General features: G+C 72.3%; 13 protein-coding genes. 7 read left to right on the top strand and 6 right to left on the bottom strand.

Annotation, left to right across the window (positions count from 1 at the left end; translation table 11 throughout):
• Positions 1 to 61: 61 nt before the first annotated feature.
• Complete coding sequence (locus ACIBHY_RS46505) at positions 62 to 910, top strand: NAD(P)H-binding protein (RefSeq protein ID WP_397257732.1); 849 nt, start codon at positions 62 to 64, stop codon at positions 908 to 910.
• Here ACIBHY_RS46505 and ACIBHY_RS46500 read toward each other — a convergent pair.
• Complete coding sequence (locus ACIBHY_RS46500) at positions 889 to 1,227, bottom strand: hypothetical protein (RefSeq protein WP_397257734.1); 339 nt, start codon at positions 1,225 to 1,227, stop codon at positions 889 to 891. The genes ACIBHY_RS46505 and ACIBHY_RS46500 overlap by 22 nt on opposite strands.
• Positions 1,228 to 1,282: 55 nt before the next feature.
• On the opposite strand from ACIBHY_RS46500, the gene ACIBHY_RS46495 reads away from it, so the two are divergent.
• A complete protein-coding gene (locus ACIBHY_RS46495) occupies positions 1,283 to 1,690 on the top strand; it encodes a heavy metal-responsive transcriptional regulator (protein WP_397310096.1) in 408 nt (135 codons plus the stop codon).
• Positions 1,691 to 2,002: 312 nt separating this feature from the next.
• On the opposite strand, the gene ACIBHY_RS46490 is transcribed toward ACIBHY_RS46495, so the two are convergent.
• Positions 2,003 to 5,035 (bottom strand): sacsin N-terminal ATP-binding-like domain-containing protein, encoded by a 3,033-nt coding sequence (locus ACIBHY_RS46490; RefSeq protein ID WP_397310209.1) that lies wholly within the window; start codon positions 5,033 to 5,035, stop codon positions 2,003 to 2,005.
• Positions 5,036 to 5,089: 54 nt separating this feature from the next.
• A complete protein-coding gene (locus tag ACIBHY_RS46485; RefSeq protein WP_397257738.1) occupies positions 5,090 to 5,890 on the bottom strand; it encodes a DUF3027 domain-containing protein in 801 nt (266 codons plus the stop codon).
• Positions 5,891 to 6,015: 125 nt separating this feature from the next.
• On the opposite strand from ACIBHY_RS46485, the gene ACIBHY_RS46480 reads away from it, so the two are divergent.
• Positions 6,016 to 7,584 (top strand): MFS transporter, encoded by a 1,569-nt coding sequence (locus tag ACIBHY_RS46480; RefSeq protein ID WP_397310095.1) that lies wholly within the window; start codon positions 6,016 to 6,018, stop codon positions 7,582 to 7,584.
• On the opposite strand, the gene ACIBHY_RS46475 is transcribed toward ACIBHY_RS46480, so the two are convergent.
• Together ACIBHY_RS46475 and ACIBHY_RS46470 are read right to left on the bottom strand one after the other, a co-directional pair.
• Positions 7,581 to 7,976 (bottom strand): cold-shock protein, encoded by a 396-nt coding sequence (locus tag ACIBHY_RS46475; protein ID WP_184972024.1) that lies wholly within the window; start codon positions 7,974 to 7,976, stop codon positions 7,581 to 7,583. The genes ACIBHY_RS46480 and ACIBHY_RS46475 overlap by 4 nt on opposite strands.
• Positions 7,977 to 8,065: 89 nt before the next feature.
• On the bottom strand, positions 8,066 to 8,674 hold the full coding sequence (locus tag ACIBHY_RS46470) for an HAD family hydrolase (protein ID WP_397257742.1): 609 nt from the start codon (positions 8,672 to 8,674) through the stop codon (positions 8,066 to 8,068).
• A gap of 87 nt (positions 8,675 to 8,761) precedes the next feature.
• On the opposite strand from ACIBHY_RS46470, the gene ACIBHY_RS46465 reads away from it, so the two are divergent.
• Together ACIBHY_RS46465 and ACIBHY_RS46460 are read left to right on the top strand one after the other, a co-directional pair.
• Complete coding sequence (locus ACIBHY_RS46465) at positions 8,762 to 9,163, top strand: hypothetical protein (RefSeq protein WP_397310094.1); 402 nt, start codon at positions 8,762 to 8,764, stop codon at positions 9,161 to 9,163.
• 34 nt (positions 9,164 to 9,197) lie between these two features.
• Positions 9,198 to 9,824: a TetR/AcrR family transcriptional regulator gene (locus ACIBHY_RS46460; RefSeq protein WP_397257746.1), complete on the top strand. Its 627-nt coding sequence runs from the start codon at positions 9,198 to 9,200 to the stop codon at positions 9,822 to 9,824.
• Here ACIBHY_RS46460 and ACIBHY_RS46455 read toward each other — a convergent pair.
• Positions 9,817 to 10,620 (bottom strand): hypothetical protein, encoded by an 804-nt coding sequence (locus ACIBHY_RS46455; RefSeq protein ID WP_397257748.1) that lies wholly within the window; start codon positions 10,618 to 10,620, stop codon positions 9,817 to 9,819. The genes ACIBHY_RS46460 and ACIBHY_RS46455 overlap by 8 nt on opposite strands.
• Before the next feature lie 44 nt (positions 10,621 to 10,664).
• Between ACIBHY_RS46455 and ACIBHY_RS46450 the strand changes: the two genes are divergently transcribed.
• Both ACIBHY_RS46450 and ACIBHY_RS46445 read left to right on the top strand, forming a co-directional pair.
• Positions 10,665 to 12,998: a helicase-associated domain-containing protein gene (locus ACIBHY_RS46450; RefSeq protein ID WP_397310093.1), complete on the top strand. Its 2,334-nt coding sequence runs from the start codon at positions 10,665 to 10,667 to the stop codon at positions 12,996 to 12,998.
• A gap of 40 nt (positions 12,999 to 13,038) precedes the next feature.
• Complete coding sequence (locus ACIBHY_RS46445; RefSeq protein ID WP_397310092.1) at positions 13,039 to 14,502, top strand: class I adenylate-forming enzyme family protein; 1,464 nt, start codon at positions 13,039 to 13,041, stop codon at positions 14,500 to 14,502.
• The last annotated feature ends 91 nt before the right edge of the window (positions 14,503 to 14,593 follow it).

Raw genomic sequence — 14,593 nt, 5'->3', positions numbered from 1 at the left:
CAGGCGGCCCACCGGATTCGCACGATTGCCGGGAACGGAAACCTCGGGAAGGGATGAGGCGATGATTCTGGTGATCGGGGCCACGGGAAACGTCGGGCGACACGTGCTCTCCCAACTCCACGCCATGGGTACGGCCGGCATCCGCGCCCTGGTGCGTCCGGGCGCGGCGGCAACCACCCGAGTGCCCGGCGGCATCAGCGTCGCGGCCGGAAGCCTCGACGCCCCGGACGGACTGGCCGAGGCGTTGACCGACATCAAGACGGTCTTCCTGGTGTGGCCCTTCCTCACCGCCCAAGGCGCGCCCGGCGTACTGGAAGCGATCGCCCGGAACGCCCAGCGCCTGGTCTACCTGTCCTCGATCGGCGTGGACGGCCGCCCCGAGGAACGAGACGACCCCATCTTCACATTGCACGCCGGCATGGAACGCCTGATCGAGGAGTCCGGCCTGCCCCGGACCGTACTGCGGGTCGACACCATCGCCAGCAACACCCTGGGCTGGGCCGAGCAGATCCGGGCCACCGGGGTGGTGCGCGGCCCGCTCACCGCGGCGACGGCGGTCATCGACCCGCGCGACATCGCGGCCGTCGCCGTCCGCACGCTCACCGACGACGCTCACGTGGGCGCGACCTATCGGCTCACCGGACCCCAGACGATCAGCCGCCCCGCGCAGGTCCTGGCGATCGGCGCGGCGATCGGCCGCGAGCTCCGCTTCGAAGAGGTCGCCGTCCAGGACGCACGAGCACAGATGCTGGCCGACGGCCGCCCACCCACCCTCGTGGACGCGCTGCTGTCGGCGGCCGAGAACCGCTCGGCCTCGTCCCTGGTCACCTCGACCGTCGCCGACGTCACCGGGAAACGACCGCGCAGCTTCCAGCAATGGGCACACGATCACCATGAGTCCTTCAGATGAACGGCACGGCCCAGCGCGTCCGACCACACCATCGCGGACGTACGCCGCAACACCTGCCGCAACTCCGCGACCGAAGGCATCTCCTGGAGCCGGCACGACATGCTGACGGGCATCCCCGCGACGCCGAACGGGTCAAGCCCGTCCACCAGGAGCATGGGAGACCCGCGCAGGCCCCACCGCCGCGCCTCCTTATCGGTGCTCACCGTCCGGCGTACGACCGTGTCGGCGACCCCCACCTCCGCCATCGCCCGGACGAGGCGGTCGGCCAGGACGGGAGCGTTCGGACAGCCCGGCACGCTCAACAGCACGATCTCCATGCGCACACGCTAAACCTTCCAGCGCACTGGAAGGTCAAGGCCATACCCTGGGGCTATGCGCATCGGCACGCTCGCCGCCGAGGCCGGCGTCAGCACCAAGACCATCCGCTTCTACGAGCAGGCCGGGCTGTTGCCCGAACCCCCACGCACCAGCGGCGGCTACCGCGACTACCCGGCCGCCGCGATCGACCGCCTGGCCTTCATCCGCGACGCCCAGACCGCCGGGCTGTCCCTGGCCCAGATCCGCGAGGTCCTGAACATCCGCGATGCGGGCCAGGCGCCCTGCGAGCACGTGGGCGAGCTGATCGAGGCACATCTGACCCAGGTGAACGAACGTATCGACGAACTCATCTCGGCCCGCTCAACCCTGCTCGCTCTCCGGCGACGCGCACAGGAAACCGACCCGGCCGCTTGCGCCCCGGACCGCGTCTGCGCCATCCTCGCCTCCCGGCCGTCGCCATAGACGCGTCGCCGGCAGCCGGCACGCCCCGATCGCCGCCTGCCGGTGCGGATGACGCCATGCCCGCCACGGCGACGACCCTGCGCGCATCCAACGCCACGGGGCGACCGGGGCCGTGGTCGTCCAGCCCCGGATACGACCAGGCCGAATCCGGCCCACGACCGGGGAGCGCGAGGGGCCGGAAGGCCTCTCGCCGGAGGCGCGGGGGCTTGCTCCCGCTGTCGCAGCCCGAGCCCAAAGCGCGAAGCACCCCCGGCGAGGACCACGCCTTCGGGCCCTCTGCCACAGCCCGAGCCCCAGGCGAGGACCACACTTTCAGGAGAGGTCGGCTTCGGCCAGGAGGAGGGGGACGGCGGCGGGGTCGCGCAGGAGGGCCGCCACCGCCAAACGGTCGGACCACTGGCCCACCGCCCAGGCCAGGCCCCTGGCCAACCCGTCCACCCCCGTGCAGTGGATCGAGCCGTCGAAGTACCGCCACGCGCACGGAACCCCGTCCACCAGCAGCTTCTCGTGCTCCACGTACGTCTCGGGCGCGGTGGGAAGCAGCGACCGCACCTCCGGCGGCACCGGCCTGGCCTGCCCCTCCGACGTCACCTCGCCGCTCACCAGTTCCCCCGCCAACGGCAGGTCGAGCAGCTCCGACAGGGACTCCGCCAGGTCATAGGACGCCAGCACCAACGGCCGCGCCGCCACCAGTTGCAAAAGGTCGGGCGCCTCCACCACCACGGCGTCGTCGGCCGCGGCCACCACGATCTCGCCGTCGAGCACCGCGCGGACCCGGGACGGCGGCGCCACCCGCGACGGCGAGACCCCGGCCAGCGCGATCCACAGGGCCCGCAACTGGGCCCGGTCGACCACGATCGCGGCGTCGGCCATCAGGTCGAGCAGTTCCTCGGGCCCGCCGTGGGAGGCGAGGAGGTCGGCCAGCGTGGTGCGCACGCCGAGCATCGACAGCGCGCTCTCGTCGAGCCCGGCGGGCGCGTCGGTGTAGAGGCCCTGCAGCAGCGGGTCGGCGCCGGGCAGGCGCAGTTCGCGCGGACGGCGGCCGTCGAGCACGGGGTGCCCGGCCAGCCACCACGCCGTGTACGAGGGCACCTCCACCCCGTCCACCCGCAGCGGGTGCAGCGCCCCGCGCAGCGGCGGCCGGGTGAGGAGCGGCAGGGCGGCGGGCCAGTCGGCGACGAGCTCCAGGTCGCGTACGGCGGTGAACTCGGCCACGACCGGCGGCACCTCAAGGTCGGGCAGCAGGTCGTGGACGTGGTCGAGCCAGGCCTCCTCGCCGTCGAGGTCGTGGTCGCACTCGTCGTGGTCGAGCAGGACGTCGGCGTCGTTGACCACGGCGAAGCCGTCGAGCACCCCGGCGGCGACCAGGACGCGCGAACCGTACGCGCTGACGAGCTCGTCGGCGACCAGCGGCCCCTCTTCCAGCAGCCCGGCCAGGACCCCGCCCGGCAGCAGCAGCTCACCGGCGGCGTAGCGTTCGCCGTCGGCGCCGCGCAAGGCCAGCTCGGCCAGCCACGGCGCCTCGCCGGGCGCGAGCGCGGCGGCGTCGACCAGGGAGAGTACGGCGCGCGCGATCGGTTCCGGGTCGTCGCTGTCGAGCGACTCGGCGATGGCGGTGCGGGTGAGCGTGTCTTCGAGCACGGTGCGCGGCGTGGCTTCGGCGGCGCCGAGGCGCAGCAACAGCGGGTGCGCCGCGTCGGGGTGGACGATCCGCAGGCCCAGCGCCTCCAGGTCGAGCGAGGCCCCGTTCAGCATGAGCGTGCCGCGCGGCCCGCGCACCAGCCGCCCATCGGCCAGCGGAACCGGCAGCGCCCCGAGCGACTCGGGGTCGTCGTAGGGCAGCACGTCGTAGAGCGCGTGCCACCAGGCGGGGTCGCGGCCCTCGACGCCCTCGCCGGACAGCAGGTCGATCACGTCGGCCAGCTCGACCCTGCGCACGCCGAGCGAGGCCATCGCCGGGTGCCGCGCCGGCCAGCCCGCGGGCAGCAGGCCGGGAACGAACCCGGCGACCGCCTCCAGCAGGTCACTCGCCCCGGCGACCACCGCCGCCTCGCGGCCCGCCACGACCCAGCCGTCGGGCCCCTTGGCGGGGGCGGGGTGTTCGACGTGCCACTGGGCGTCGGGCTCGTAGACGGCGGCCTCGCTGAACGACGCGGTCTCCACGGCCGGAGCGGGCGCCGACAGCGCGGGCAGCAGCGGGGCCGCGGGCAGGCGGCGCAGGATCGCGCGGCGGATGCGGGCGTCGAGCTCGCCCTTGCCCATGAGCGCGGGCACCAGGTCGAGCAGCTTGGGCGTGCGCGGCAGCTCCTTGAGCAGGCGCAGGTACGACTCGGCGGCCTTGTCGATGAGGAAGTCGGTCAGCGGGCCCTTGGCCACGTGCCGCCGGTCGGTGGCCATCGGGAAGGAGGCGATGAGCAGCGCGGGCAGGTCGAGCGCCTCGTCGCTGGGCGTGGGCGCGTGCACGACCGCGGGCACACCGGCCGGCAGCGGCCGCGGCTCCCGCGCGGCCCCTTCCGTGACCACCCCGTCCACGGGTACGGCCCAGCGCACCGACCAGTAGGGCCGGGCCCGTTCCTCGGTGGGCCGGTCGGCGAACAGCTCGGCCACCTGCTCGGCGGTGAACTCGCCGGAGTCGGCCACCAGGTGCCACCCGTCGGCGTCCACCCGGCGCAGCGCGCCGTCGAGCTCGATCTCGATGGCTTCGAGCGCGGGCAGGCCGAGCAGGAGCGCCGGGCTGGTCTCGGCCAGCATCCGCCGGACCGCCTCGGCCGCCGTCTTGTCGCGCAGCGGCAGCCGTACCAGAGAGTCGAAACCGTCGGGCACCGTGAGCGGGTCGGCCGCGAACGGCAGGCGCAGCAGCGGGACGTGCCCGGAACGCCCGGACAGTTCACCGGCCAGGACCGGTACACCGGCGACCAGAGCGGTGGTCTCCTCGCGCGACCAGCGCACCGCGCCGGACTCGCGTGAGCCGATGGACGGCTCGTCGGTCACCGAGACGACGGCGGCGAACCCGACGCCGAAGCGCCCGGCGGCGCCCGCCTCGTCGCGTTTGCCGGACACGCGCAGCGTGGACAGGCCCTCGACGCCGGTCGCGTCGAGCGGCGCGCCGGTGTTGGCGGCGGTGAGCACGTCGCCGTCGAGGCTGAGCCGCAGCACCCCCGGCACGCCGGCGCGCAGGGCGGCGTCGGCGGCGTTCTGCGCGAGCTCGACGATGAGCCGATCTCGATAACCGCCGAGGGCGAAGTCTTCCTCGGCGTTGGCGTCCTCACGGAAACGGGCGGGCGAGGCCGTCCAGGCCGTGAGGACCGCCGCGCGCATCCGGTCGGTGCCGAAGCTGTCCACGATCCTCCAATGCGGGTAGGGGTCCCCGAAGATTAGCGGCCCCGACCGACAGTGAAGTCAGGAGTGGCCGAGCTCCTCGGAGGCCGATTCGTCGACCGAGCCCGCCTCGTCCTCGATCAGGTCGAAGCCCATGTCGTCGAGGATGGGCGAGGCCTGCTCCACCGGAGGCGGCATGACCGCGGCCTCGGAGTGGGCGCCGCAGCCGTGGTCGGCGGAGACCACCTTGCCGTCGTCCGGGGCGTACTCATTCGCGCACACCCCGAACTCCAGCCGCATCACACCCGCGAGCGGCAAGAAGAAGCCGCAGGTGGAGCACTGAGCGGGCGCGGCGTGTGCGATCGGCGTGTGCGGCCCGTGCTCGCCCGAGTGCCAGCGTCTGGCGGCCCGGTCCCTGCCGGCGGCCGAGAGCACACGGGCCCGGCCCAGGCCGTACTCGAAAATCATCTGGGTGTCGCCGTCGTCGCTGGTCTCGGCGAAACCGGGCTCAAGGCGGTCGTCGTCGTCGGCCGTGGGCAGCAGGTCGCCCACGCCGAGGTCGCCGGGGCGCAGCCGTTCGCTCCACGGCAGCCACTCGGGCGCGAGCAGGGCGCCCGAGCCGGGCAGCAGCACGGCCTCGCTGACCGTCACGATCTTCGCGCGCGAGGCGCGGGTGACGGTGATGGCCCAGCGCCAGCCCCGGTACGCCCGGTCCTGGCAGGCGAAGTAGTGGGTGACGACCCGGTCGCCCTCGCTCTCGACGCCCAGGTGATCGCCGGGCTCGCCGGGCCAGGCGAGCTCGAGCGCGGCGGCGCGGGCCAGATCGACCGCGGCGACGCAGGCCTGGTCGGGCGGGGCCACGCGTGTCCTGGTGCGGGTCATCGGACCGCCTCCGCCGAAAGGTGCTGTTCGCTCACACTTCATTCTCACCCATGGGCGGACCTGACAGCGCCCTCACAGAGAATCCGGGTCCGAGAGCGACCGCAAATCGGGTAAGACTGGTAGACGTGGCGGAAGGCTGGAACAAGGCGCGAGAGATCTCGCGGCGTGTCGGCAAGGGCGCGGCCCAGGCGGGCCGTGCTTCCTGGCGCGCCGGCCGGGCCACCGCCACGGGTACCAAGCGGGCCGGGGTCGCCACCGCTCGGGGCGCGCACAAGATGGGGCAGGCCACGCGCCGCCTCACCCATGCCAACGGCGCCGGGCGTACCGGCCTGGGGCGGCTGATCGAGCTGTCGATCGGCAACAGCGCGGCCGACGCGTTCGTGACGGTGGCGCTGGCCAGCACGGTCTTCTTCGGCGTCCCCGTCGGCGAGGCGCGCGGCTCCGTGGCGCTCTACCTCGTGATCACCATGATTCCGTTCGCGCTGGTGGCGCCCTTCGTCGGGCCGATCCTGGACAAGTTCCGCTCGGGCCGGCGCTATGTGATCGCCGGGACGCTGTTCGGCCGGGGGCTGCTGTGTTTCGCGATGGCGGCGGCGGTGGGGCCGGGCGACCTGCCGACGTTGTTCGCGGGAGCGCTGGGTGTGCTGGTGCTGTCGAAGGCGTTCACGGTCTCGCGGGCGGCGATCATGCCGAGCGTGCTGCCCGCCGACATCACGCTCGTCTCCGCCAACGCGCGCGTGGCGTTGTTCTCGCTGGTGACGGCGGGCATCGCCGTACCCATTGGCGCGGGTCTGACGGCGTGGCTGGGCAGCGCGGTGATGCTGCGCGTCGCGATGGTGGCCTTCCTCCTGGTCGGCGTCTTCGCGGTACGGCTGCCGCGCCACGTCGACTCCCCCGACCTGGAGGAGGAGGCCCCGGAGGAGGGCGGCAGAGCCGAGCGCTGGCGCAGCCTGCTCAACGTGGGCCCCGCGGTGACCGAGGCGATGCTGGCCAACGTGGGCGTTCGCCTGTTCTCCGGGTTCCTGCTGTTCTTCATGCTGTTCCTGGTCCAGGACCTGGGCGCGCCGTGGCTGCAGGTGAAGGACACCTTCTTCGACGTGCCCAAGACGATCGGCGTGCTCGCGCTGGCCGCCGGCCTGGGCGGCCTGGTCGGCGCGGCCGTGGCCAACTGGGCGCGTAACCACTCGCCGCAGCTCATCGTGCTGCTCACGCTGGGGCTGACGGTCGCGATGACCGTGGCCACCGCGATCTTCTTCAACCTGTGGACGGCCATCGCCGTCGCGCTCATCACCGCCTTCGCTCAGGAGCTCGGCAAGCTGGCGCTCGACGCGATCGTGCAGCGCGAGATCGGCGAGGAGGTGCGCTCGTCCACCTTCGGCGTGGTCGAGGCGCTGCTGCAGATGGCCTGGGTGTTCGGCGGGCTGGTCGGCCTGCTGCTGTCCCTGACCGAGAACGGCCCGCCCGGCTTCATCACGCTGTCGGTGGTGCTGTTCGCCTGGCTGGTCTGGCTGCTGATCCGGCGCAGGCGGCGGATCAAGGCGGTCAACGCCCAGATCCATGAGGAGCGGCAGCCGCCGACGGCGCCGGTCCCGAGGGAGCCGGAGCAGGCGTGGGCGCACGAGGAGCCGCCCACGCCGGACGCGCAGCCCGGTCCGCTCGACCGGACCAAGCCGCTCACCAACCCCTACGGCTAGGCGTCCACGTCGTCGGCGACCGCCCGGAGCACGGCCGCGATCTTCTTGGAGTGGGCCGCGTCGGGGTGTTTGCCCCGCTGGTAGGACGTGGATAGGTCGTCGAGCAGTTTGATCAGGTCTTCGACGATGACGACCAGCTCGTCGGGCTTCTTCCGCTTGCCCTTGGGTTTGGCCTTGGCGAGCGTCGGCGGCTGGTCGAGGATGCGCACCGACAGCGCCTGCTGGCCGCGTCGGCCCTCCGCCACGCCGAACTCGACCTTCTGGCCGGGCTTCAGCGGGGCAGAACCAGTGGGAAGCGCGGAGGAATGAACGAATACCTCACCGCCGTCGTCGCGGGTGAGGAAGCCGAAACCCTTGTCGGCGTCGTACCACTTGACCTTGCCACTCGGCACAGGAGGGACCTCGTTCGGAACGTTGGAAAAAGGATGGATGTAGGTTATGCCCCGGAGAGCCCCGTAGCGACCGGGTATTTGGCCCCGAATTACACCTGACGCCAATCGCCAAACCATGTCGCGAATTCCGTCAGGTCGCCCAGTGCCACATCCGCTCCGTGATCACGCAGCTCGCCCACGGTGTAGGGGCCGGTGGCGACCGTCACGCTGACGGCGCCGCCCGCTCTGGCGGCCTCGATGTCGGCCACGTGGTCCCCCACGTACGCGGCGGCGCCGAACGAGGTGAGCGCCGCCCCCTTGGCCGCCCCGAACACCGATCCGACCACCTCGTCGACCTTCAGCCCGAGCCAGCTCACGGTACGGCGGGCGTCGTGGACGTTCTTGCCGGTGACCACGATGACGCGCCCGCCGGCGGCCCTGACGGCCTCGACGGCCTCGTGCGCTCCGGCCATGGCGGTGGTGGCGGGGACGGCGAGGTCGGGGTAGATCTGGCGGAACAGCGTCACCGCCGCCGGTACCCGCTCCTCGGGCACCCAGTTGGCCATCTCCAGCTCCAGCGGCGGCCCGAGCCTGGCGATGATGGCCTGGCTGTCGATCTCCACGTCGAGCCGCCTGGCGAGCTCGTCGTAGACGGCGGCAATGCCCGATCGAGTATCGGCAAGCGTCATATCCAGGTCGAAGCCCACAGAAGCAGTCACGCCAGCAGCATGCCAAAGGAAGCGTAACGAGGGTAATTGTGGGACCGTGGAGAGGGCAGAAAGGAATTACTTATCGAGGGAGTGCCCATGTCGGAGACCCCCAGGCCGCCAGAGCCGGGTGACAAGCTGGTGGCGGCCCCGCTGGAGCAGACCCGCCCCCACCGCCCCGCCAGACCCTCGGCCGTCAGGAAGCCCGGTGCGTGGCAGCGGACGGTGACGTTCGCCGTCTGGGTGATCAGGGTCGCCTCCCGCCTGGCCGCGCTCGTGGCCGTCCTTTACGCCGTGTTCACCGTCTTCCGGGCGAACCCCGCCAACACCTGGTACCAACTGGTCGAATCCCTCGCCTCCGGGCTCTCCCTGGGCCTGTCCAACCTCTTCCAGATGACCGACGCCCGCTGGGAAACCCTGGTCAACTACGGTCTGGCCGCCGTGGTGTGGCTCATCCTCGGCTCCGTGGCCGCGGGCCTTGTCCGGCGCTTGGCTCCATGACGGCTACGCTCCTTGCGGAGGTAACGGGTAAGACATGACAAGATCGCCGAGCACCAGCACGCGTGAGCGGATCATCGACGAGTCCCTGCGGTTGTTCGCGCAGCGGGGCTACTCCGCCACGTCCGTTGCCGAGATCGAGGCCGCCTCCGGGCTCTCACCGGGCGCCGGCGGCCTCTACCGGCACTTCAAGTCGAAGTACGAGGTGCTCGCCGCGGCGATCAACGAGCACGCCAACCGCACCAAGGCCCAGGTGGCCGAGAGCCTGGCCGAACTCGGCGGCATGGAGTCGGCCGAGCTGGAACTGCGGCTGTCGCACGTGTGCCGCGCGGGCCTGGCCAAGGTACGCGAGGAGAGCGAGCTGACCCGGGTCTTCTTCCGCGACCTCAGCCAGTTCCCCGAGCTGGTCACGGTGGTCAGGGAGGGCCTGCTGCAGCCCATGTTCGACGCGATCACCACCTGGTTCACCACCCAGCCCGAGTACGCCGACGCCAAGATCGACTGGCCGGCGATCGCCGCGGTGCTCGGCGGCGCCGTGGTGCACTACCGGCTCTTCCAGGAGACCGTGGGCGAGACGCCGGGCCACGCGGAGAAGGAACAGTTCGTGGCGGCCTGGGTACGCCTGGCCGTCGGCCTCCTGCCGAGCCCCGCACCGGTCAGCTGACGTTGAAGAGGCGGTAGGCCAGCAGGACCACCCCGAGCCCCGCGCCGATCATGAACATGATCCCGCTGACATTGAAGAACTCCGTGAAGAACCGCTCGAACCCGGCCGTGGCCCCCACCCGCAGCCCGCCGATGAGCACCCCGCCGACCGAGTAGCCGAGGATGGGCGCGCTGGTCCCGAGCAGCCGGTCGCGCCACGTCCAGCTGTCGCTGAGCAGCACGATCACGGTGCCGATCGCCCAGATGATGATCGGGACCGTGAAGATGGCCACCGACGGCAGGTTGAACGGCACCATCAGCGCCGCCACCAGCAGCAGAGCCATCGCCAGCGTCTCGCGTGGGTGCTCCTTGACGATGGTGCCCGCGTCGCGGCCCTCGGTGGTCATCGGGTTGGCGCTGGACATCACCGCCCTGCGCAGCCCCGCCAGCGGCATGCCGCGTCCCGGCCGCCGCGAGAGCCGGTCCTGGGCGAGCTTGACGCTCTTGGCGGCGCCGGGAGGCAGCCCGGGGTCGTCGCGGATCTTCGGGAACGCGGCGGTGGACTCGGGCTCTCGCTCCCCGGGCTGTCCCTCGGCCAGCCTGCGGGCCTCGCGGGCCACGAGCGCCTCCGGATCGCCGAAGCGGGCCAGCACCTTCGCCACGTCACGGGCGCTCTGGCTGCCCTGGCGCTCCTGCTCGATCCTGGCGCGCAGCCGCCGGGAGAAGTCGAGCCGCTGATCCGCTCTGAGCACGCCGTGAGCGGCGTCGGCAGCCGCGCTCACGTAATTAAGAATCAGCTGATCTGCCCGCTCTGTCACGGGAGCCATGCTGCCCGAATCACCTGCGACATACCATGGCATCGATGGAGTTCACGGAGTGGATCAGGGGGCGCACCGACGAACAGCTGAGGGCGCTCGTCTCGGCGCGCCCCGAGCTGATCACCCCGGTGCCCGCCCATCTGGAAGGCCTCGCCTCACGGGCGGGCAGTCCTTCGGCGATCGGCAGGGTTCTCGACCGGCTCGACCGGTTCACGCTGGCGGTCGTCGAGACGCTGGCCGTACAGGAGAAGCCGATCTCGAAGGCGCGCCTGCGCGCCGTGATCGGCCGCGCGCTGGCGGAGGGCAAGCCCGAGCCCGAACTTTCCGCCGCCCTGGAACGGCTGCGCGAACTCGCGCTCGTCTACGGCCCGGACAGCGCGCTCGACCTGGCGCCCGGCGTGCGCAAGGTACTCGACGACCCCGCGGGGCTGGGGCCACCGGCGGCCGAGGCGTTCCGCCACCATCCGCCCGATCAGCTGGCGGACATGGCCGACGAGATCGCCCCCGGCACCTCGGGCACCGGCAAGGAGCGCCTGGCCGCCGCCCTGGCCGAGCCCGGCAAGCTGATCGAGGACGTCTCCGGCGAGGCGCGGGCGGCGCTGGAACAGCTGGCCTGGGGCCCGCCCACCGGCCGGGTGCCCAACGCCCGGCGTGAGGTACGCGTCGAGTCGGCCCGCTCGCCCATCGAGCAGTTGCTGGCCCGCGCCCTGCTGGCCGCCACCGGCGAGGAGAGCGTGACGCTCCCCCGGGAGGTCGGCCTGTACCTGCGCGACGGGCGCGTCCACCGCGACCTGCGGGCCACCGCGCCCGCGCTGGAGGGCTCCGAGCGCGACCAGAAGATGGCCGATCGTACCGCCGCCGGGCAGGCGTTCGCGTTCGTGCGCTCGGTGGAGGAGCTGTGCGAGCGGTGGAGCGTCGACCCGCCGGGCGTGCTGCGCACCGGCGGGCTGGGCGTGCGCGACCTCAAGCGCGCCGCCACCGACCTCGACCTGCCCGAGTGGGCGGCGGCGCTGGTCGTCGAGGTGACCCACGCGGCCGGGCTGATCGCCGCGGGCGGCGCCGTGGACGGCGAGTGGCTGCCCACGACCGGCTACGACCTGTGGCGGGTCAAGCCGACCGCCGCCCGCTGGGTGGTGCTGGCCACGACGTGGCTGCAGATGGACCGCGTGCCAGGTTTGGTGGGCGAGCGCGACGAGCGCGACCGGCCGCTCAACGCGCTGCACACCGACCTGCGCCGCTCGGCCGCGCCCGGCGTGCGGGCCGCGACCTTGGGCGTCCTGGCGGCCGCCGCGGGGCTCGCGCCGACGCGCGAGTCCATCGCCGAACGGCTGGCGTGGGAGCAGCCGAGACGCCGGGGCGCGCTGCGCGAGCAGCTCATGGAGTTCGCGCTGCGCGAGGCCGAGCAGGTGGGCGTCACCGGCCTCGGCGTGCTGTCCGGGCACGCCAGGGCGCTACGCGACGGCCTGGACGCCGCCGCCGTCCTGGAGCCGCTGCTGCCGGAACCGGTCGACCACGTGCTCCTGCAGGCCGACCTGACCGCCGTCGCGCCGGGCCCGCTGACCAGCGACCTCAACCGCTGGATGACGCTGACCGCCGACATCGAGTCCAAGGGCGGCGCGACCGTCTACCGCTTCGGCGAATCCTCCGTCCGCCGCGCGCTCGACGCCGGCCACGGCGCCGAAGAACTGCTCGCCATGCTGGCCCGCCACTCGGCCACGCCGGTGCCGCAGGCCCTGTCCTACCTGGTCGCCGATGTCGCCCGGCGCCACGGCCGCATGCGCGTCGGCACCGCGAGCGCGTACATCCGCTGTGACGACCCGGCTCTGCTCGACCAGATCACCGCCGACCGCCGCGCCGCCCAGCTCAGGCTGCGCAGGCTCGCGCCCACCGTGATCGCCTCCCGCTCGTCGCGGGCGGTGCTGGTCGACTCGCTGCGCGCCATGGGGTACGCGCCGGTCGCCGAGTCGCTCGACGGCGACGTCATCATCAGCCAGCTCGACAGCCGGCGTACCGAGGGCATCGCGCCGGTCCGCTCCGTGGCCTCGGCGACGGGGCTGGACTCCGGGGTGGCGGCGGCGGCCGTACGCGCGCTGCGGGCCGGCGACGCCGCCCACCTGGCCCGCCGCGAGCCCGTGGAGGCGCCCGACGGCCAGGTGCCGCGCGGTCCGGCCACCGCGACGATCTCCGCGCTGCAGGAGGCCATCCGCCAGGGCGTACGCGTGTGGATCGGCTACCTCGACTCCCAGGGCAACGCCACTTCCCGCATCCTGGAGCCGGCCAGGATGGAGGGCGGCTACCTGACCGCCTACGACGAGACCCGCGCCGCGGTCCACCGCTTCGCCCTCCACCGCATCACCGGAGTCGCCGGCCTGCAATGAAGACTTGACTACCGGCCGTTGACCGCATCAGCTTGATCCTGTGACCGAGCAAACGCTGGGCAGGCTGGCAGAGGAGTCGTGGGAGCGCTTCGGCGACTACGACTCGGTGTTCTACGACGGTGCGTGGCACCGCCGTCACACGCTCGCCGAGCGGACCAGGCGGGTCTGCGGCGGGTTCGTGGCCGCGGGTGTACGGCCCGGCGACCGTGTGGCCGTGATGATGGCGACCAGTCCCGACGTCGCCATCGTCTACCAGGCGTTATGGGCGGCCGGTGCGGTGGTCACGCCGGTCGTGTTCCTGGTGGGCCCGGACGAGCTGCGTCACATCCTGGCCGACAGCGGCGCCGTGGCGGTGGTGACGTCGCCGGAGCTGGTGGAGACGGTGCGGCTGGCCGTACCCGATGAAGTGCGGATTTTTCTGGACACGGGGGAGCTTGAGCAGGCGCCCGAGCACGGCCCCGTCACCGTGGACCCCGGGGATCTCGCGGCGCTGATGTACACCGGCGGCACCACCGGGCGGGCCAAGGGCGTCAAGCTCAGCCACCGCGGCCTGTGGCAGGTCGCCAAGGACGCCTTCGCCATGTCCCACCAGGAGGGGCTCAACCGGGCGATCGTGCCCGTGCCCCTCTCCCACGCCTACGGCCTGATCATCACCGTCGCCGAGATGCACGCCGAGGAGCCGCAGCAGGCGGTGCTGATGCGCTGGTTCGAACCCAAGCCGTTCCTGGCGCTGGCCGCCGAGCAACGCGCGCAGTTCGGCACCGTCGTGCCCTCGATGATCCAGATGCTGCTGGCCGAACCGCTCGAGGAGCACCCGCTGCCCGACCTGGCCTTCCTCACCTGCGGCGCGGCGCCGCTCGGGCGCGAGACGCTGATCGAGTTCGAGCGCCGGATGCCGGGCACGCAGATCCTGGAGGGCTACGGCATGACCGAGACCAGCGCGGTCACCACCTTCAACCCGCCGGGCCGGCGCCGGATCGGCAGCGTGGGCCTGCCGCTGCCCGGCTACACCCTCACCGTCCGCGACAACTCCGGCGAATCTGTCGAGACCGGCGACATCGGCGAGATCTGCATCCGCGGCACGTCACTGATGCTCGGCTACTGGGGCGGCCTCAGCTCCCCGATCGTGGACGGCGAACTGCGTACCGGCGACATCGGCTGCCTCGACGAGGACGGCTACCTCTACGTCGTGGACCGCAAGAAGGACCTCATCATCCGCGGCGGCTTCAACGTCTTCCCGCGCGACGTCGAGGACGCGCTCAACCGGCACCCGGACGTGGTCATGTCCGGGGTGGTCGGCCGTCCCGACCCGCGCCACGGCGAGGAGGTCGTCGCGTTCGTCCAGCTCCGTCCCGGCGCCGAGACCGCGGGAGAGGAGCTCATCGCGTGGGTACGCGACCGGGTCGGCCGGGTGAAGTACCCGCGCGAGGTGCACTTCGTCGACACGATTCCGGTCACCAGCGTGCTCAAGATCGACCGGAAGGAGCTGCGGACCAGGCTCTAGTGTTCTGAGTTATTAATTCATGTGCAGCTTGTAGGCTTGGGGCATGCCGAGTCCGAAGCTGATGCCGTTGGTGTTGTCGGAGGATGAGTGT

The sequence above is a fragment of the Nonomuraea sp. NPDC050547 genome, assembly GCF_044457345.1.
Classification (GTDB): Bacteria; Actinomycetota; Actinomycetes; order Streptosporangiales; family Streptosporangiaceae; genus Nonomuraea.
Note: the sequence above shows the minus strand (reverse complement) of the source record. Positions and strands in the feature narration are given on the sequence as shown.